General features: G+C 33.8%; 16 protein-coding genes. 4 read left to right on the top strand and 12 right to left on the bottom strand.

Translation table 11 applies throughout. The annotated features are described in order from the left end of the window. Positions 1-135: 135 nt before the first annotated feature. The 7 genes from FA046_RS08285 to FA046_RS08255 all read right to left on the bottom strand — a co-directional run bounded on the left by FA046_RS08285 (position 136) and on the right by FA046_RS08255 (position 10,098). Positions 136-1,602 (bottom strand): RagB/SusD family nutrient uptake outer membrane protein, encoded by a 1,467-nt coding sequence (locus FA046_RS08285; RefSeq protein ID WP_205943621.1) that lies wholly within the window; start codon positions 1,600-1,602, stop codon positions 136-138. Between the two features lie 13 nt (positions 1,603-1,615). Continuing rightward, positions 1,616-5,026 carry a TonB-dependent receptor gene (locus FA046_RS08280; RefSeq protein WP_205943620.1) on the bottom strand — a complete coding sequence of 1,137 codons (3,411 nt, stop codon included), beginning with the start codon at positions 5,024-5,026 and terminating at the stop codon, positions 1,616-1,618. 266 nt (positions 5,027-5,292) lie between these two features. Next, on the bottom strand, positions 5,293-6,471 hold the full coding sequence (locus FA046_RS08275; protein ID WP_136825908.1) for a FecR family protein: 1,179 nt from the start codon (positions 6,469-6,471) through the stop codon (positions 5,293-5,295). 78 nt (positions 6,472-6,549) lie between these two features. Next, positions 6,550-7,131 carry an RNA polymerase sigma factor gene (locus FA046_RS08270; protein WP_136825907.1) on the bottom strand — a complete coding sequence of 194 codons (582 nt, stop codon included), beginning with the start codon at positions 7,129-7,131 and terminating at the stop codon, positions 6,550-6,552. Between the two features lie 131 nt (positions 7,132-7,262). Beyond that, positions 7,263-7,964, bottom strand: a complete 702-nt coding sequence (locus FA046_RS08265) for an endonuclease/exonuclease/phosphatase family protein (protein ID WP_169303329.1) — start codon at positions 7,962-7,964, stop codon at positions 7,263-7,265. A 104-nt stretch (positions 7,965-8,068) separates the two neighbouring features. After that, entirely contained in the window at positions 8,069-9,328 is a 1,260-nt protein-coding gene (locus tag FA046_RS08260) for a glycoside hydrolase family 88 protein (RefSeq protein WP_136825905.1), read from the bottom strand. 101 nt (positions 9,329-9,429) lie between these two features. Beyond that, a complete protein-coding gene (locus tag FA046_RS08255; protein ID WP_136825904.1) occupies positions 9,430-10,098 on the bottom strand; it encodes an IS1 family transposase in 669 nt (222 codons plus the stop codon). A 754-nt stretch (positions 10,099-10,852) separates the two neighbouring features. Here FA046_RS08255 and FA046_RS08250 point away from each other — a divergent pair. Together FA046_RS08250 and FA046_RS08245 are read left to right on the top strand one after the other, a co-directional pair. Beyond that, complete coding sequence (locus FA046_RS08250) at positions 10,853-11,176, top strand: helix-turn-helix domain-containing protein (RefSeq protein WP_136825903.1); 324 nt, start codon at positions 10,853-10,855, stop codon at positions 11,174-11,176. A 2-nt stretch (positions 11,177-11,178) separates the two neighbouring features. Then, positions 11,179-11,685, top strand: a complete 507-nt coding sequence (locus FA046_RS08245) for a hypothetical protein (protein WP_136825902.1) — start codon at positions 11,179-11,181, stop codon at positions 11,683-11,685. Between the two features lies 1 nt (position 11,686). Here the strand turns inward: FA046_RS08245 and FA046_RS08240 are convergent, their stop codons facing one another. From FA046_RS08240 to FA046_RS08225, 5 genes are all read right to left on the bottom strand, one after another. Continuing rightward, entirely contained in the window at positions 11,687-12,259 is a 573-nt protein-coding gene (locus FA046_RS08240; RefSeq protein WP_136825901.1) for a tetratricopeptide repeat protein, read from the bottom strand. A 43-nt stretch (positions 12,260-12,302) separates the two neighbouring features. Next, positions 12,303-12,857, bottom strand: coding sequence for an REP-associated tyrosine transposase (locus FA046_RS08235; protein ID WP_136825900.1), 555 nt, complete (start codon positions 12,855-12,857; stop codon positions 12,303-12,305). Positions 12,858-13,038: 181 nt separating this feature from the next. Further along, on the bottom strand, positions 13,039-13,200 hold the full coding sequence (locus FA046_RS17240; protein ID WP_169303328.1) for a hypothetical protein: 162 nt from the start codon (positions 13,198-13,200) through the stop codon (positions 13,039-13,041). A gap of 60 nt (positions 13,201-13,260) precedes the next feature. Next, the gene (locus tag FA046_RS08230) at positions 13,261-14,334 is read right to left on the bottom strand and encodes a formylglycine-generating enzyme family protein (protein ID WP_136825899.1); all 1,074 of its coding nucleotides are present in this window, start codon (positions 14,332-14,334) and stop codon (positions 13,261-13,263) included. Between the two features lie 10 nt (positions 14,335-14,344). Next, positions 14,345-16,801, bottom strand: a complete 2,457-nt coding sequence (locus FA046_RS08225) for a TonB-dependent receptor domain-containing protein (protein ID WP_136825898.1) — start codon at positions 16,799-16,801, stop codon at positions 14,345-14,347. Between the two features lie 202 nt (positions 16,802-17,003). On the opposite strand from FA046_RS08225, the gene FA046_RS08220 reads away from it, so the two are divergent. Further along, positions 17,004-20,144 (top strand): glycoside hydrolase family 2 TIM barrel-domain containing protein, encoded by a 3,141-nt coding sequence (locus FA046_RS08220; RefSeq protein WP_136825897.1) that lies wholly within the window; start codon positions 17,004-17,006, stop codon positions 20,142-20,144. Positions 20,145-20,387: 243 nt separating this feature from the next. After that, positions 20,388-21,002, top strand: a complete 615-nt coding sequence (locus tag FA046_RS08215; protein ID WP_136825896.1) for a hypothetical protein — start codon at positions 20,388-20,390, stop codon at positions 21,000-21,002. Positions 21,003-21,064 lie beyond the last annotated feature (62 nt).

Genomic DNA, 21,064 nt, shown 5'->3' with positions numbered 1-21,064 from the left:
CAAAAGCGTAGCTAGTCGCCTCTTTTAGAACACGATTTAAAAATTGTATAAAAGGGACAAAAATTGTAGGCATTCATGCTTTTACACATGAAAAGCCTACTCTTTTTTACTTAACCAACCTTTGTCCCTTTTTTATTAATTGTAATCTGGATTCTGGGTAATCTTACCCGGATTGATATCTATTTGTGTTTGTGGAATAGGGAAAACAGTATGATGCGCCTGCATTCCGTTTGCACCTAATACAGTTAAAGCTCTATCAGTACGTACCAAATCAAACCAACGGTGACCTTCAAAAGCTAATTCCACTCGTCTTTCTTGTTCAACAGCTAATTTAAAAGCAGCTTGGTCTGCCACTCGTAAAGCTGCATTAGCGTTGTTGCTGGTTTTGATGGGTAAACCTGCCCTGGTTCTTATTTGATTTAAATAAATAAACGCTGGCCCATCAGCTACGTAACCTTGCTCATTTAAAGCTTCGGCATACATTAATAACACATCGGCATATCTTAAAACAATCCAATTGTTATCGCTATCTAAATTAGCGGCAGGTGTTCCGGCGTATTTAACTACATAATTATGGTTTACCGTATTTGCACCTAAAACATAACTTGTACGCAGAGAAACTGCTTTTCTGGCATCATTTGCTTCATAAGCACTATTCATGTTTGCAGTAGGAATATTTTGCCCCAATGGATTACCAATAGAAACTACCGCTGTACCTGAACCGATGGGTGCAAACTGATTGGTAAATGGGCTACCTTCTCCGGTTGCTGCTCTTTTAAATTGAACTTCAAAAATAGATTCTCTGTTATTCTCATTAGCTACCCCAAATACACCTGCATAAGTGGGTAACAATAGATACTTATTACTTGCAGTTTGGTCTATCACTTCTTTCAACTTAGAAGCTGCTAAACTCCAGTTTTTTTGAGTTAAGTACACTTTACCTAATAAAGACATGGCCGCTCCTTTTGTAGCTCTGCCAATATCAGCACCAGTATATTCAAAAGGTAAAGAAGCCTCGGCCGCAGTTAAATCAGCAGTAATTTGCACATAAACATTGGCTACTGTTTCTCTTCCATAATCATAACCTTCTTCCGGATTATTAATTACTTTGGTAACCAAAGGAACATCACCAAAAATACGGACCAAGTTAAAATACATTAAAGCTCTTAAGAATTTTGCTTCGCCAGTATATCTTGCTTTTAAAGTTGCATCCATGCTAACAGCTTCTATTTTTTCTATCACGATGTTGGCAGATTGAATAGCTTGATAATGCCCTGCCCAAGTGGTACTGCTGATAGAGTTTGTAGGTAAGTTGGTAAAGTTATCAACGGCCTGTTGGTCTGCACCGGCATTTGGATTAGTAATCTCTGTATTATCAGATCTTAAATCTCCAATAATATGCATAGAAGAATAGTATAATCCTCCGTATTGCAAACCACCATAAGCTGCTGAAAGTGCATTTTTTATATCTTCAGAAGTTTTATAGAAATTACTACCGTTTTGTTGAGATACAGGCGCAAGTTCTAAAAAATCTTTATTGCAACTGCTTGCAGATAGTAATACAATTACACCTGCTGCAAATAATGTTTTAATATTTCTCATAACCATCATTGTATTAAAATCCAAAATTTAAACCAAACATAAATGTGCGGGCTAAAGGATAACCGCCAGAATCAACACCAGGAACCAAAGGATTTGCTCCTTCTACACTCACCTCTGGGTTGTAACCTTCATACTTTGTGAAAGTGTAAGCGTTTTGAACGGTAAAGCTTAATCTTGCGTTAGCCACTTTTAAAGTTTTAAGCACCGGTTGTGGCAAGTTATAACCTAAAGTGATGTTTCTAATTCTTAAGAAGGAGCCATCTTCAACAAATTGAGAGGTAACGTTATTGATTACAGAAGTTGCTGCATAACCGTTAAAGTTTCTATCAATTTGTGGGCTTACACCATCGCCTGGATCAGTTTCTGATTTCCATCCGTTTGCCGTACTAGACAATACGTTGTAAGAACCTGCGTAATTACCGTAAAATCTTCTTGCGGCGTTTAATACTTCAAAACCTTGTACACCTTGTAAAGTGAAAGCAAAATCAAGGTTTTTGTAATTGAAAGTATTGGTCATTCCGTAAGTAAAATCAGGGAATGGGCTACCTAAATTTGTTCTATCGGCAGCAGTTAAAACACCATCGCCATTGATATCTGCAAATTTTAATTCACCAGGTTTTACAGTTGGCACACCTGCCGCATTTTTAAAAGTAGCACTGTTTGCTACATCAGCTGCGTTTTGGTAAACTCCAATTACTTTATAGCCAAAGTATGAACCTGGTGCAGCGCCAATTTCTGTAATATGTGTTGAACCTGCTGCAAAAGTTGATTGTCTGGCTAGTATTGGTGATCCATCAGGACCTAAAGCTAAAACCTCTACATTATTGGTAGAAAAATTTAAATCAGTAGTCCATTTAAAAGCTTTAACCATATTTCTGCTGGTTAAAGTAAATTCGAAACCTTGATTTTTTATTTCTCCGATGTTTTGTAATGCGGTAGTATAACCTGTTAAAGTTGGAACTGGTACGTTTAACAATAAATCAGAAGTTCTTTTGTTATAATAATCAAAAGACATTGCAAAACGGTTTTTTAATAAGCCTAACTCTAAACCTAAGTCTAATTGTTTGTTACGCTCCCAACCTAATTTGCTATTTGGAATATTAGTTAATCTTATTCCGTTATTTAAAACGCCACCTGCACCACCAAACACATAATTATCTGCTCCGGTTAAGCCAATAGCGCCATAATTGGTGATAAAGTTATTCCCGGTTAAACCATAACTGGTTCTTACTCTTAACTCAGATAACCAGTTTACACTTTTTAAGAAATCTTCTTCAGAAACTCTCCATCCTAATGAAACTGAAGGAAAAGTTCCCCATCTGTTATCCGCTCCAAAACGAGATGAACCATCGGTTCTGAAAGTGGCTGTTAATAAATACTTATCATTAAAGCTGTAGTTTAAACGGGCTAAGTATGATAATAAAGACCACTCTTCTTTTCTAGATAATGCGCTGGTAATTAAGCCTGCCGCATTAATAGTTTTAATCTCATCATTAGGAAAGTTAGTAGCATTAATAGCGCTAACATTGATGTTTTCCTTTTGGATGGTATAACCTAATAAACCTTCAAATGAATGCTTTTTAACTTTTTTAGCATAGTTTAAAGTAAACTCTGATAACCAGTTTCTATTCTCTACTAAATTATTGGTAGCCGTTGATAGTTTGGTTGCATTTACACTATTAGGGTTAATTACCGATGGATTAAAAATATCTTCCCCAAAGTTTCTTACATCAGCACCTACTAAAGTTTTAAAGTTTAAATCTTTAGCTAAATTAAACTCTGCAAAGGCAGTTCCTAATAATCTTAAATTTCCTTGTTGATGAAAATACTCATTAGCAATTTTTACTGGGTTATCTACCTCACTTGTTCCAATACCTTGTCCAGTAATTTTAGTGTAATTTCCGTTAGCATCATAAGGACTTAAATATGGCGCAGCAGTTATTGCTGATTGGATAATTCCACCACCTTGCCAATTACCTTCTGCTAAAGTTTGGTTAGAGAAAGTATATGTTGGCGTAAGATTAGCGCCTACCTTTACTCTTTTATTTACTTGAGATTCTACGTTTAAACGGAAAGAATAACGCTTTAAATCTGATTTTAAAATTACTCCTTCTTGGCTTAAGTAACCACCAGAAACAAAGAATTTAGTTTTATCATTACCGCCTGAGAAATTCAATTGGTAATTACTAGTCATGGCTGTTCTAAAAATCTCATCTTGCCAATTAGTTCCTTCGCCTAAAGCACTAGGATCACTTAAAACTGCGGGCAACAAATACATCACATTGTTTAAACGGGCAGAGTTAGGATCAGTAGCTAAACGACCTACGCCCGAATTTATCCAAGCATTATTTCTGGCTTCATTGATGTAATTAGCAAATTCTGTAGCATTTAAAACATCTAAAGTTTTTTCAACCTGTTGTATTCCTGTGTTTACACTGAAATCCATTTTAGAAACACCAGATTTGCCAGATTTTGTGGTGATAATAACTACCCCGTTAGACCCTCTAGAACCATAAATTGCAGTTGCAGAAGCATCTTTTAAAACCTGAATATTCTCAATATCAGCTGGGTTAATGGTATTTAAGGGATTGTTTCTTTGGTTAAAATCATTAGTAACCGGAAAACCATCTACTACATATAATGGCTCGTTTCCGGCACTTAAAGAACCTGCTCCTCTAATTCTAACGGTAGAACCACCACCTGGCGCACCAGATGCTTGAGTAACCTGCACACCTGCCATTTGAGCAGCCATTGCATTATCTAAACTTACTACAGACTGATCTTTAATTTGCTTTGCGCCGATAGAACTTACCGCACCAGTAACATCTTTTTTCTGTTGAGTACCATAACCAACAAATACTACAGTTTCTAAATTTAAACTGCTTTCTTTTAAGGTAATAGTTAAGCTTTCTCTGCCATTAACAGCCACTTCTTGTGGTGCAAAACCAGTATAACTAATTTCTAAAACAGCATCGTTTGCTAAATCGCTAAAGCTAAAGTTCCCGTTAATATCTGTTTGGGTAACTTTATTTACATTTTTAACCTTAATAGATGCACCAGGCAATGGTAAGCCTTTTTCATCTACTACTTTTCCTTTAACATTTACCGGCAAAACAATGGCCGACTTAGCCAATGCTTGGGTAACTACTATAGTTTTATGATCAATAGCATAAGTAAAAGGTTGATTTTTGAAGCTTTCTTGCAAAGCCTTTTCTAAACTTACGCCTTTTAGGTTTAGCGTTACAGGCTTAGCTTGCTTTATTTCATTGTATTTATAGAAAAAGAAATAACCGCTTTGTTCGCCAATTTCGGTTAAAGCTTTCTCTAGCGTAATGTTTTTCCCTGTTAGATTGATGCTTTGAGAGAAGCTTTTTGCATTAATTTGCAAGCAGCCTATAATCATTAAAATAACTGTTAGTTTCATTCTTAGAAACAGTTTTGAGGGGATAGATCCAGTTAAATTCTGGATTTTACCATAAAAATTTAATTGCATACTTTTGTAAAGTTTGGGTTAATTGATCTAGATTCCTTACACAGATTTTTTTTAGGTTTTAATCCAAACGATTTCCAAAATGGAAATGAAAACCGGTTGTGTTGGTAGCACTCCGGTTTTTTTTATGGATTAGACTTTAACAGTTGTACTTAAGTCTTCATATTTTTTGGGGTTTAGGTTTATATAGTTTAGTTTATTTAGTTTGAAATAATTATTGTTCTTCCGTTAATCTCCACATTAATTTTACTCAATTCTAAGATTCTTAATACGCCAGATACATGTTCGCTTCTGTTAATTTTACCTACAAATAAATCTTTACTGATTTCTCCTTTAAATACCACATCAACATTATACCATCTAGAAACTTGTCTCATCATGGTTTGTATATCAGCTTTATTAAACTTAAAATATCCATTTTTCCAAGCTATGGCTTCTTCTTCATCAGCTATAGAAACTAAAATATTATTCTGATTTGCGGCTAAGCTAGCTTGCTCTCCTGGCTTTAAAACTTTGGCAGAAACCAATTGTATTTTTCCGTTTTCATCTAACTTACTCACCCTCACGCTTCCTTCTAATAAAGTAGTTTTATTTGTAAACTCATCATCATAAGTATTCACATTAAAATGGGTACCCAACACCTCAATCACTTGATTTTTAGATACTACCCTAAAAGGTTTTTTTGCATTTTTAACCACTTCAAAATAGGCTTCACCTTCAATTTTAACCTTTCTTTCGTCGCCATTAAACTTGGTTGGAAAAGTAATAGAGGAAGCAGCGTTTAACCAAACCTTAGTTCCATCAGCTAAAATCAACTGATATTGCCCTCCTCTTGGCGTACTAATGGTATTAATAGCTGGTTCAGCATCAGCAGTAATTACATATTGCAATAAACCATCTCTGCTTTTGTTAATTACTACACCTGCTTGCTTTGCTAAAACCCCATTTTCTTTATCATTTAAAGTAATAGATTCTCCGTTAGCTAAGGTTAATACGGCTTGGTTACTGCCAGGCGCAATATCTTGTAAGGTAACTTTTGATTTAAGTTTAGCCATTTGAGGTTTTGGCGCTGGCTTTAAAAGTAAAAAACCAAGGGTGCAAACAGCTACAAAAACTGATGCTGCAGCAAGCCATCTCCATTTGGTAAAGAAAGGAACTAGTTGCGTTTCTTCTTCCTCTTCCATCAAAAGCATTTTTTTCTTTATTTCTGATGAGATGCTTTGCTTTAAAATATTTTTATCTGATTGATTTACCTTTAGCAGTACTTCTTCACTTTGCTCAAAAAGATTGTAATAAGCTTTTAGAAATGCAATTTCTTCTGCATTGGCTTTACCTTGATTATATTTATTTAGAAGCTTTAAAAACTCTTTTTTATCCATTATAATTATGGCTCAATTAAGGCCTTTAATAGATAGACCGCCAAAAGATAAAAAGTCCCACAAGAAAATAAAATATTTTTAATTATAGAGGTGAATAAGCACTACAAAGTACAATAAGTCTAAAGATTCTCTTAATTGAGTTACACTTTTACCTAGTTGATTTTGTACTGTTTTACGGCTGATATTCAATTTTTCGGCAATTTCTTTGGTAGAAAGATCATCGTGAAAACGAAGCCTGAATATTTCTTGTTGCGCCGGGGTTAAGCTATTTACAAGCGCTTCGTATTTTACCATAAACTCTTTTCTTAAAACCTCGGCATCAGCCTGATCTCTTGAGCGTTCTAAATGTGCGAGTAACTCTGGTACTGGAGTAAATTTTTGCTCCTTTTCCATCCATTTAAAAACATTGTTTCTAACGGCGGTAAAAAGATAGGGTGCAAAATGATCTATTTGAAGGTCTTTTCTTTTAGACCAAAGTTGAAGAAAAATATCTTGAGTGATATCTTTAGCATAATCTGCGTCTTTTAATCGCTTATAGGCTGCATTGTAAACCTGCTCCCAATATTTATCATAAAGCGCATCAAAAGCCAAAGTACTATCGTCTTTTATTTGTTGCAACAACAACTTATCTGCTTCTTTATCGTCTTTTGATTTAAACATACAGGGCTAAATCAAATTTATCGAATATTTTGAATTATACAACGCTATGTTTAGTAAAATCTTTTTAATTTTTTTTCATGTATTAAACGCCCTTATTTTTTACTCTCATGTAAATTGATACTTAAACAAAACTACAAGCTAAGTTTGGCTGTAATTGGGTAATGATCTGATACTTTAACCTTTTGATGCACTTTATAATTTATGGTTTTAAAAGGCGAATTGTGCGTAAAAGCAATAAAATCTATAGCGCCTTGCTCCCCATCTTCGGGACAAGTGATGGGGCAAGTTTCACAAGTTCTACTAAAAACTTCATCCATAATATGAAGCGTAGCACTCCCAACATTAGCATTCCAATCTCCGGCAATTAAAAATGGGAATTGTTCTGCTTTGGCTATAGTGGTAATTTCTTTAGCCTGCAATTCTCTATTCCCGGTATTTAAAACATCTAAATGCGTATTGGCAAACCTTATTTTTTGGTTGTTAGGGAGATTGATTATTGCAGTTTGTAAAATACGAGGCTCGGCTTTGGCATCAGCTTTTAAAGACAATTTATAAATAGCTTGATCTGTAATTGGATATTTAGATAAAATAGCCAGTCCGTATGCGCCTTCATCATAATCTATAGCTTTAGCAAAAAACACTTGCATGCCCAATTTATCAGCAATAATTTGCGCCTCATTAATTTTTCCGCTACGTTTTGTATTTACATCAACCTCTTGTAGAGCCACCACATCTGGCTGCTCTTTATTAATTACCTCAATAATTGCATTAATATCTATTTCGCCACTTTCTTGGTACGCCGGAGGGTTGGCATGATGTATATTATAAGACATCACTTTTAAAGTTTTTATTGCCTTAAATGGTGTGATATTCTTGTTCACTTTACAGCTAAATAACAAGAAAAAAAGCATAAACGTTACTAAAAAAATCTTCATATTTATTTGGTTTGCTTACGCTGATACCTCACTAATGCCTCTAAAAAATAATAATCTGCATAAATTAAAGGCACATCAATTTCTCTGTTGCTTGGTAAATTACCAGTACTGTGTTTTAGTAAAAAATACGGATTAGCTTTATCTGTATTTAAATAGGCATCAGAACTTAAAGATTTTAAAATCGCTACAGCTGCATTATTATATTTTTTCCTTTTAGCTCCTTTTACAAAAGTGCTCAATTCTAATAATGCAGAACTGGTGATGGCCGCCGCCGATGCATCTCTGGGCGTTTCCTTAAATTTGGAAGGGTTAAAATCCCAATCAGGCTTAAAACCAGCTTCTCCCACATTAAAATCCCAATTAGGAATTTTATCAGCAGGTAAATTAGGATGATCTAAAAAGAAATCGGCCATTTTAATAGCTGTATTTAAAAAACGTTTGTCTTTAGTTTCTCTATAAACGGTAGTAAAACCATAAATGCCCCAAGCCTGCCCTCTGGCCCATGTAGATTCATCTGAAAAGCCCTGAAGTGTTTGTTTATGCAATACTTTACCAGTTTTTGGATCATAATTTACCACATGGTAAGAGCTGTAATCTTCTCTTAAGTGGTTTTTCATGGTTTGCTCTGCGTGTTTAATGCCTATTTCTTTATAGGTTGGATCTTTGGTTACTTTAGATGCATAAAACAGCAATTCTAAATTCATCATATTATCCATAATTACTGGATATTCCCAAGTATTAATATCTCCTTTAGATTTTCTTTCATTCCATGATTGAATGCTTCCTACTATAGGAGAATATCTTTTAGTTAATGATTTAGCCGATTGCACTAAAATTTCTTGGTATTTTGGATTTTGATCAAATCTTAATGCATTTCCATAACTACAATACATCATAAAACCAATATCATGATGGTTGGTATTGAATTGATTAGTTTCTAAAGAATTTGTCCAAGCCAATGCTGCATCTTTCCATTTTTGATCTTTGGTGTATTCATACATATACCATAAACTACCGGGCCAAAAACCACCAGTCCATTCATCAATATTATAGTACTTAATGCTGCCATTCTCTAATAAAGAATGAGGATAATATTTAAAATTGCCATTAGTTACCTTTAACAATTGGGTATATAATGGCGCTGCTGTTTGAAAGCTTTTTTTTACAAAATCATCTTCTTTTTTTATCCAGGATATACTTATCAAAATAACTAATGAGCATAAAATTACAGCTCTTAACTTCTGCTTTTTAAATATTTTCATGTTTGACTTTATTATTGGTTTTTACTCACAAATGAGCAAGCTATTGGTATTAAGACCGAATAAATCTTAAAACTCCCATCATAAAATCTTTTTTTTGATAATTACTTAAAAAACATCATTTGAAGGGAACTATTTTTTGTAGGTATTTTGGCCTTATTAGACCAGTGGAATAATGAAATACTTTTTCTACTCAATCTTTTAAGGTGAGTTCTTAAACTTAAGTTTTTACGCTCTATATAATTAATTTGATGAAATGCATGCCTATGAATTTCTTGTGGAAGTATGCTTTTATATATCCCTAAACCATCTGTGTATATCTTAAGCGGCTTTGCTAATAATAAACTATCTGTAACGACCTGAATATTTTTCTTTGTTCTTTTACCAATTTTAAAATTAACCACTCGCCTACTTTCTCTTTCTAAACTATAAATTAACCATTGTTCGTTGGTTTTGCTGCCTACAAATGTTTTTAATTCATCCACTTCATAGGTTTTGTAAAGGCTAATAATTGGAGCTTTGAGACCATTTGCTATGGTTTTTATTCTTGAAATAACAGTTTGGGTAGAAATATTTAGCAACCTACTAATACTCCTTATCCCACACCCTTCTTTGGTTAAATTAACAATCATTTTATTGATGCCCATTTCGTAAGCTTTATATTCATAATGTTCTAAAAATGTTGTTTTACAGCATTTACAATAAAACCTCTTTATGGTTTTTACTTTTCCCCATCCTATTGCTTTTTGGTTGCAGGTTTTACATTTTACCATACCCACAATTTTGATACACCTACACTGGTATTTAACATTTTAAGTCTCTAATTTTCACCCAATAAAAAAGGGTAATATAGTTATATCACCCTTTTTTACTGATTATTTTAATTTTAAAATATTATTAATACTGATTATCAATTACTTAGGTAATCACCAACATATTTGAGACATTACCGTTACCGGGCAGGGAAAGATATTCTTTGAAAAAGGAGGCTATCAGGACGAAACAACCCGAGTTGACCGCATCATCAAATGGGCAAAGAACCATCCTGCTTTTTTCTGGTTGTTTATTTTAGGCTTTGTGCTTACCGCTCTCAAACTCTTGTTGGATCTTGCTCTTCCGGTTGCCGAATTCCTTAAGTAATAAGAAGGCTAGCTTGCCTATAACATGCGCCAAACAGTGCGAAGCTTCGCACTTCTTTATATTTTTTGCTGTTATTTTTTGTTATAAAAAAAGCCTAGTTTATTAGGACTAAGCTCTCTCGTTTTTTCTACGCTTGTGCTGCTATTAAGATTTAAGTCAACCCATCTCTTTTTGCCTTTGCCCGCTAAGACTTAAACCAGGACAGGTTTTCGGTGTTGAAGTTGGACATGTGGAATTTTATTTTGATTTATTTTTTTCTGACTTATCTGTCACAAATATAAAAGATATATCAGAAATATACCAGACTTATCTTTCTTTGATATGCTATTTATATCAGCTATTTTTGCACATCATCCCTTTTTGATGACGTTTTAACTACTTTTAGGTATGACTTTAGGGCAACAGATCACAACTTTACGCAAGAAAAAAGGACTTTCTCAGGCTGACCTTGGCAAGCTGGTGGAAACTTCCGGTGACATCATCGGCAGGTACGAACGCGATGAGGTGAAACCTTCTATTGAAGTGGTGGTAAGGATGGCGGATGCTTTGGAGGTCTCTTTGGATTTCTTGGTTGGTAAGTCTGATCTTGAACTGGATAAAAAGACCATTAAACGTCTGGAGGATATTGAAAAGCTTCCCGATAACGACAAAGAACATATTTTCTATGCTTTGGATGGGCTCATCAAAGCGGCTAAACTTAATGCGCTGTAAATATGGATCCAATTAATTTAAACGATAAAGCAATACATTTTAAAAGTCATAAAGACATACCTACTCTTTTATTTTCAGTATTATGGATTATAATTACCTCCATTTACTACCTTAAAGACAAAAGGCCAATAACGGATTTAGGATTTGAAGAAATCATACTACAATCTATAGCAATATTAATGACCATCTTTTTTACATATAAAAGTATATGGTCGTTAACTGGAAAACTTTCTCTATTTATAAACACAGAACAATTAATAATAAGAAAGCATTTTATGGGTTTGTATATATCACATAGTTATTCACTAAAAAACATTCAAAATCTAAAAATAATATCTGAAAAAACGAACACCTATTGGGGCATAAATGGTTTTAGAATTTATGATAGAAACGAATTACTTTTATATTTCCATTATAATAATAAGAGTATTTTATTAGGAAAAGGAATATCTCACTTCAATCCTGAGCTTTTAATAAAGGAGCTAAAAAACAAGAAAAAATCATACTGAGTCACATTTCAACCAAATTCAGGTCATTATTCTGACATTTTTCTTTTAAATACACTTTTGCTTCATTACTTCCTAGTTTCGATGCTTTCTCCCAATCTTCACAAGCAAATTTAAGACGGTTTAAAATAAAATATGCCATTCCTCTATTTAAATAAAAGATAGGCTCTCTGGAATTCTTTTGTATGGCTAAATCAAAATCATCTATAGCTGATATAGGTTGGTCTAAATATAAATATGATACTCCCCTATTGAAATAGAAGCGAGGATCTAAACTGTCTTTTTTTATAGATTTATTATAACAATCAATAGCATCTTTATATTTACCTATTTGTTCATAAACAATACCTTTATTGTTGTAGACAATAGCATAATTAGAATCAATAGCTAAGGCCATATTATAATCTTCAATGGCCTGTTTATACTTTCCAATTTTAGAAAATGATCTACCCCTTTTATTATAAGTTTCTTTATTTTTTATGTCCCCTCCTCGTTTAAGTGTTCCGATAGGGTCACTTAAATGCTTTATGAAAACCGAGGACTGCCCCTCCTCGTTTAAGTGTTCCGATAGGGTCACTTAAATGCTTTATGAAAACCGAGGACTGCGTCCGGAAATAGTATTACCACATTCTTTCCAACGGCAAAAAACCTTCTATATCTTCAAAATAAGATAAAGCACTACTATATTTATATTGTTGAGGTTCAAATACTATCCCTGCTCTCATTGGGTTTTCATGAATATAATCCATCTTTTGTTGCATCATTTCTAAAGTAGTTAATTCTATTGGATGATTATCTTGTTGCCAAAACTGATATATTTTGTTATTTACATTTTTTAAGCCTGCTCGTTTAAACATCCATATCATCCATTCTTTTCTACTTTCTTGCTGATTTTCTTCAATAGTTTTTATGATTGTTTTAGCGGTAAATTTCTTTAAATCTCTTAACACATCAGCTTGCTTAAATCCTTCTTTACATGAAATAATTAAGTGAACATGATTTGTCATGATTACCCAAGCATGAAGATTTAATCCCTTTTGTTGGATACAAAACTTTAAGCTATCTAGTAAAATTTCTTTATAAGTTTCTCTGCTAAAAACATCAATCCAGTTAATAACGGCAAATGTTACAAAGTGTGCGTTTTCATTGTCTCCAAAGCGGTAGCGTGTTGCCATAGATAAAAGTAAATATTTTCTTCAATTCCCGGACACAGTCCTCGGTTTTCATAGCAAGATTTAAGTGATCCTGAAAAAGGAACACTTAAACCAGGATGGGGCCATCAATCTTTGACTTATTGGAGCATGATCCAAAAAACATTATTATAATAAGAAACAAAACAAAATTCTTCATCTAATCTTACTCCTTTAATTTTGGCACTGAAACCTTCTTACTTTGATTATTATCTAATCCAGATGGAATGGTTACTGTATTTATTTTATATTTATTATAAATATCCATCCCTATTTTATAAATCTCCGAATCACCACTGTTGTTAATTCCTTGTAAAACGACATTCATTATATTACTAATATCCTCCTCCTCGTTTTAAGCATGGTTTAACTGATGTGCCTCAAAAAACTATCTTACACACCTAAAACCCATATTACTCATTCCAGAATCATAAGAACTTTTCATTCTTCGGGCTACCCGGTAACCAGAGCAATAACTATCATTACACATATAAGAACCGCCTCGGGCAACTTTTTTTGGCGTATAAGGCTCGTCTGGATCATAACTATCCGATGGGCCTTTTGGGTTTTTAACGCCATCCGGTTTATTCACACTCTGGTAATAATCATTTCTATACCAATCTGCACACCATTCCCATACGTTTCCTGCCATATCATATAATTGATAGCCATTTTTTGAAAATGATTTTACTGGCGCCAGTTCTTTAAAACCATCAAAACCGGTGTTTTTATCTGGGAAACTTCCCTCCCACGAATTGGCTTTAGCTTTTCCAATATTGATATGCTCATTTCCCCATGGATAGATTTTATCTTGTAAGCCTCCTCTGGCTGCGTATTCCCATTCGGCTTCGGTTGGTAATCTTTTCCCTGCCCATTTGCAATAAGCCATCGCATCATCCCAACTGATATGTACTACTGGGTAATTCTCTTTTCCTTCAATATCACTTCCTTTTCCTTTTGGATGTTTCCAATTTGCACCTTCTACCCAGCTCCACCATTGCGAATAATCATTTAAATTTACCGGCTGATTGGGCGGCGTAAACACCAAAGACGAGGGTACTAACTGACTTTCATCTGGTTTTGGCGTATTGGGCGGCAATTGTTTTTTTAGTTCTTCCCAATCTGGTTTTTGCTCGGCTGTGGTAATATAATTGGTGGCTGCTACAAATTTTGCAAACTGGGCATTGGTTACTTCATGTTCATCCATCCAAAAGCCATCTAAACTTACTTTATGTTTAGGGTACTCGTCTTTATCTGCCTGGGCATTATCTGCCCCCATCATAAATGTACCGGCTTTTATGTAAACCATTCCTGTGGTTGAGGTATCACCACTAAAAGCAATGTTTACAGTTTTATCAGTGATTACTTCATTAGTATCTAAACTGGATGTTGTTTTTTTATCCTGATTACAGGCTATTGCTGCAAAAGCAATCAATAAAACACTTATTTTATTTTTAATCATTTTAAAAATTTTAAAATTCTTTCTCGCCAAATTCACTACCTGGTAATTTTATTTTTTTAGTCAGTTTATTTAAATTAAAACTAAGGTTAAGCATAAAAACATCGGTTTCGTAAATATAATTGGTTGTGGTGTAAAAATCAGATCCAAAGGTGGTTATCCGTTGTTTGTTGCTGTTGATAAAACCCATATCCATGTTTTGCCATTGCAGCAATGCAGATAATCTTCCTTTTAAAAAAGTTTTCTTTATAGAGGTATTGGGCGATAAAAATCTAGAATCTTCACCTTGCGCCGTTGGCCTGTTTGATAAATAATTTAAATTACCTTGTAAACTTAAGCTGGATGAAAGCATAAAATTTGTATTTAAATTAATAGAATAAACCCAAGCTTCATTTCTTACCTCCACAGAATTATTAAAAATAGTACCCTCAATATTATAATTATACAAATTTGCACCCGCATAAAAAGACCACCATTTAGTAGGTTCTAAATTGGTGCCTACCTCTAAACCAACTCTTTTTGCCCTGCCGGCATTGGTAAAAACCCTGTTTAAAATGGTATCGGCATATACACTATTTACCCTTTGTATAGGGTTTTTTATATCCTGAAAATAAAGTGTCGAAAAAAATGAGCCTTTATTAAACGACTTTGTAAATCCGGTTTCGGCCAGGTAAATAAATTCGGGCAATAAATCGGCATCACCTTGCTCCAAGGTTTCAGAATGTTCTCTTTCTGGAATGGGGTTTAACTCAAAATTATTGGTTCTTTGTACTCTTCTGCTTACTCCTGCCTTAAATTTCCATCCTTTATTTAATCCGTAAAGAATATTTGCAGACGGAAACAAGTTATTAAAAGTTAAAACATGAGGATTAGGATCGCTAGAAATAGTTAAATCTCTGTTGGCATATTCATATCTTAATCCGCTTATGTATTCTAATTTGCCACTTTTACCAGCATATTGGCTATAAACAGAGTGTATTTGGTTGGTTGCTTTAACTTCGCCAGAAAATGCCGGAATTACTACAAAATTGCCTGATGTATTTGCTTCTGAATAAATAAAATCACCATCTTGTTTATCTAAACGGTATTGATAACCACTTTCTAATTTCCCTTTACCAATGTTAATGGCATAATCTAGCTTGGTTCTAAAACCATTTAATGGGTTTTTATAGGTGTTTAACGTGTTTTGGAAAATAGTTGCCCCTTCAATATTTCTGTTTTTTGTTGATCCGTTAAGGTTGGCAAACTCATAAAGCGTACTAAAACTCAATTGAGATTTATTGCTAAAAGTATGTGCATAATCAAAGTTTCCTAGCACAAAATCACCTTGTTTATTTTGTAAATTGGAATTAAAATACTGCTTTCTACCTATAACTTGTCCGTTACTTAAATTTGTTTTGGTGTTATCGTAATCAATATCTGCTAACCTATCTTGAAACTTATATCCAGCAAAAAAACCTATAGAAAAAGCATTGTTTTTATCAGGGTTAAACCCGATATTAAACCTCCCACCGTAATTATACTTGTCAAAACTGCGTTCTCCGTTTGATGGAAAAGTGGTTTTAATGTTATTGATAATAGTAAAAACATCGCCTTCTCTGTAACCTGCATTATCATTTCTAAGATAATTGGCACTGGCAGATAATTCCCATTTGGCTTTCTTGTAACTAAAAGTAACATCGCCACCAAAACGCTGCTGACTTTCTTTATTCCCATAAGTTCTTACACTAGGCAATCCTCCCTGTAAATTTACCCCAAAAAACACCCCGTCATCAGCTCCTTTTTTGGTAGTGATATTGATGATTCCTCCTTTTCCATCCGGATCATATTTTGCCGATGGTGCGGTAACCAGCTCTATATTCTCTACCATATTTGCCGGTAACTGACTTAAAATGGTTTGCGCATCTGTTTGAACCGGCTTCCCGTTAATTAATACCAAAAAACCTTTAGAACCTCTTACCGAAATCTCGCCTTGCCCGTCTACCGATACCGAAGGCATATTTTTGATTACATCAACCGCTGTACCGCCTTTTGCAGCCACAAACTGATCTGCCTTATAAACTTGCTTATCTATCTTATTTACACTTTGCACCTGCTGACCAACAACTTTTACTTCATTTAAAAACTGCTGATTTAAAGCGATATTGATTTTACCTAAATTTAATTTCTGATTTGCAGCAAGGTTTAAATCAGAAATTAATTTTGATTGATACCCTAAAAACTGAACTTTTATATAGTAATTACCAGCCTTTAAATTCTTTAAAATAAATTTACCTTCTTGGTTGGCAATGGTTCCGTTAAGTAAAACCGAATCTTTAACGGTGTAAATGGAAATGTTTGCAAAATCTACCGGAAGTTGATTTTTACTATCCACAACCACCCCTTCTATAGATGATGTTTGTGCAAAAAGTGAAGTGGATAAACTTAAAACGAAAAATAAAAGAATAACCTTTTTAATTTTTTTGATCATATTTTTGACGTAACCAATCAAATATTTTTTTGATTTTGATGAGTGACGAAATTAATCTTAAATAGCTTAAATGATGACTTAATTTTACAAAAACGAAGTAATTGATTAATTAACCCCTCCACATTGAACCTATTTTCTCCCTTTTACAAAACATTCACTATTATGTTTGTACAAGTACTTATCACCTTATATCCTAAATATAATGACCAAAAAAATTCTACTGCTATTCATAGTAGTTACGCCGTTTCTATTTAAAAATTTATTAGCTCAACCTAAAAAATTCACTTATCAAGAATGGGAAGATGAAAAAATTATCAACATTAATTTAGAAAAACCTCATGCTACTTTTACCACTTACCAAACTATTGCTGATGCGCAAAAGGATGATTTTTCTGCATCAAATAATTACAAATTATTAAACGGCGATTGGAAGTTTAACCATGTTGACCAACCAGAAAAACGTCCAACAAATTTTTACCAAACCAATTTTGACGATAGTAAATGGAAGGATATTAAAGTACCTGGAAATTGGGAAGTGAATGGTTTTGGAATTCCAATTTATACCAATATTGTTTATCCGTTCCCAAAAAACCCTCCTTTTATAGATCATGCTTTTAACCCAGTAGGTACTTACCGAAAAGATTTTACCGTACCAGAAAATTGGGATGGTAAAGAAACCTATATCCATTTTGGATCGGTAACTGGTGCCATGTATTTGTACATTAACGGGGAAGAAGTTGGTTTAAGTAAAGCCAGCAAAACCGCTATAGAATTTAATATCACCAAATATCTTAAAAAAGGAAAAAATGAGATAGCTGCCCAAGTTTATAGATGGCATGATGGCAGTTACCTGGAAGACCAAGATTTTTGGCGTTTAACAGGTATAGAAAGAGATGTTTATTTGTTTGCTAAAAATGATTTTAGTGTAGCTGATTTTTTTGCTAAAGCAGATTTAGATAATACCTACAATGATGGTTTGCTACAAGTTAATGTAGAATTTTCTAACCTTAAAAAGGAGCTGAATAATAGCTACAAAGCCTCTATTCAACTGTTTGATACTAATAATAAGTTAGTAATTGAACAATCAAAAAACATTACTGACGCTGTAAAAACTTCAGCTTTTAGTGCTAAAATTAAATCTCCATTAAAATGGACTGCCGAAACGCCAAACCTTTACACTTTAGTAATTTCATTAAAAGATAAAGCGGGTAAATTAATTGAAGCTACTAGTAGTAAAGTTGGTTTCAGAAAAGTAGAAATTAAAGATGCTCAACTTTTAGTAAATGGTAAAAAAGTGCTCGTTCATGGTGTTAACCGCCATGAGCATGATGAAGTAAATGGCCATGTACCTAATAAAGAAATGATTATTAAGGATATGCAATTGATGAAACAAAATAACATCAATGCCATAAGATTAGCGCATTACCCAAACGACCCAATGCTATATAAATTAGCCGATGAATATGGTTTTTATATCATTGATGAAGCCAATGTAGAAATACACGGTATGGGAGTTTTACCAGGGAATTTTGATAAAACTAATCATCCTGCTTATTTAAAATCTTGGGCTCCTTCTATTCAAGATAGGATTGAAAGAATGTTTGAAAGAGACAAAAATTATCCATCCATAATTATTTGGAGTATGGGTAACGAGTGTGGAAACGGACAAGTATTTTTTGATGCTTACAAATGGTTAAAAACTAATGATGCCAGCAGACCAGTGCTATTTGAACAAGCAATGGAAGAATCTAATACTGATATTGTGAGTCCAATGTATCCTAGCATTTCCTACATGGAGTCTTATGCTGCAGATCAAACTAAAACTCGTCCTTATATTATGTGTGAATATGCCCATGCAATGGGAAATAGCAGTGGAAATTTTCAACGTTATTGGGATATTATTATGAGCAGCAAGCACATGCAAGGTGGTTTTATTTGGGATTGGGTTGATCAAGGGATTAAAACAACTGATGCCAATGGTAAAACTTTTTGGGCTTACGGCGGGGATTTAGGTGGTTTAAACCTTCAAAACGATGAAAACTTTTGTGCAAATGGATTAGTAGCTGCAGATAGAACTCCACACCCAGGTTTATACGAAGTAAAAAAGGTTTATCAAGATATTTTATTTAAAAATAAGGATTGGAAAAAAGGTATAATAACCGTTCAAAACCTGTTTAGCTTTAAAAACCTAACAGCCTTTCAATTTAAATGGACCATCATTAAAAACGGAGCAGCTTTTAAATCAGGGAATTTTATTACCGAAGTTGAAGCACAACAAGAAAAACAAATTACCATAAACTTACCCGCTATTGATTTTAATGATGGTAACGAATATTTATTAAACGTTTATGCTCATACAAAAACTGCAACAGCTTTAATTCCAGCAAATTTTGAAATGGCCAGAGAGCAATTTGGTTATGATGCGGTAAACTATTTCGCAAAAAGCAATATAGCATCAGGCGAATTAAAAACCGAAAAATCAGGAGCACTTTTAAAGTTTACTTCAGGGGAAATTTCTGGTTCATTTAATACCAATACCGGAATGTTAACCAATTACGCAATCAACGGAAAATTGGTATTAGAAGTTTATCCCGAGCCATATTTTTGGAGAGCACCAACTGATAATGATTTCGGTAATAAAATGTACAACATCAGTAGCATTTGGCGAACTGCACATTTGAATAAAGCAGTTAAAAAGGTAGAAGTATCCGAAAAAAACAGCCAAGGTTTACCTATAAAAGTGGTTTATCAATTAAATGATGTAGACGCCGTTTACACCATAAACTATACTATTTTAAATGATGGAGCTATTAAAATAGAATCAAGTATTGATATGAATGGTAAGAAATTACCAGAATTACCTCGGTTTGGTATGCGTATGCAATTGCCTTTAGCTTATAATGATTTAACATTTTACGGTCGTGGCCCTTGGGAAAATTACAGCGATAGAAATACCGCTTCTTTTTTAGGTTTATACCAAGATAAGGTAGAAAATCAGTTTACGGCAAATTACATTCGCCCACAAGAGAATGGTTATAAAACCGATGCCAGATGGATTACTTTAAAAAACAAAGACGGAGCAGGCATCCAAATTAATGGTATGCAACCTCTAAGTTTTAGTGCTATCCCCTACCTCACAGAAAACCTCGATCCTGGCTTGACAAAAAAGAATCAACACCCAAAAGATGTGCCTTTAGCAAAAGCTATTGTATTAAACATTGATTTAAAGCAACGAGGAGTTGGTGGTGATAATAGTTGGGGAGCTTTACCTCACAAACAGTATAGATTGTTAGAGAACAAATACACTTATAGTTATACGCTAAAAGCAATTGATAATCAGTAAAATAGAAAGACCATTTTGAGAAATTCATAATGGCTTTCTATTTTGAATTATTTTTTAATCTTAAAAAAGCTTACCGATTAAAATCTCGAGAATTATTGAAAAATAAAGCCCATACATGCCTTGGTTAAAACTTAGAAAACTAAGATTTGTGCCAGATTGGCAACCACTAAAAACGGTTAAATTATGACATTACAATCCTTTTAAAGAAATCAACATTAACAAATACTAAAAAACAAAAACAACATGAGGAAAAAATTATTTCATCTATTTATTCTAATCGGATTATCATCAACTGCTTTTGCGCAAAGCGGATTCATTAACTACAAAGGCGAAGGTAATGTGGTGACCAATGCTGGAGAAACATTAACGGGTACTGTATATTACGCCCTATCTAGCCCACGCAGGGTAAGCATTAAATTGGTAGATGGTACAGAGAAAAAGTTTGATTATGATGATACCAAGTCTTTTATAGTTGGTGAGAAGCAATATCATGCTATAAAGATTAAAACTTTGGGTAACCCCAACACATTTGCTCAATTGCTTAACCCACAAAGTAGCAGTTTTATAAAGGTTTATAAAAATGAGACCCAACCTACCATAGTAGTTGGTGGAGATTATACCGTAACCACTACTCATTTTATTGGTGTAACAGGAGAAGAAGTAGCTTACGATACGGGAGATTTAAAGCTAACACCATTTAATAAAAAAATGGCAGAAATAGTAAAAGCTTGTCCTGAGTTAGCCAAAAAGATAGCAGATAAAGAAAATGGTTATAAAGTAGGCCTAATATCCAATGATATTTTCAGGGTACCAGTTTACTTAAGAATTGCGCAAGAATATGATGCTTGTAATAAATAGAATCTCTATCAATGTAAGTTTTTCGAGCAAAAGAAATGCGTTTTAGTATTCTTGTGTTTGAA

Source organism: Pedobacter cryophilus, assembly GCF_005116455.1.
Taxonomy (GTDB): Bacteria; Bacteroidota; Bacteroidia; order Sphingobacteriales; family Sphingobacteriaceae; genus Pseudopedobacter; species Pseudopedobacter cryophilum.
This window is presented reverse-complemented; position numbering and strand designations above follow the sequence as displayed.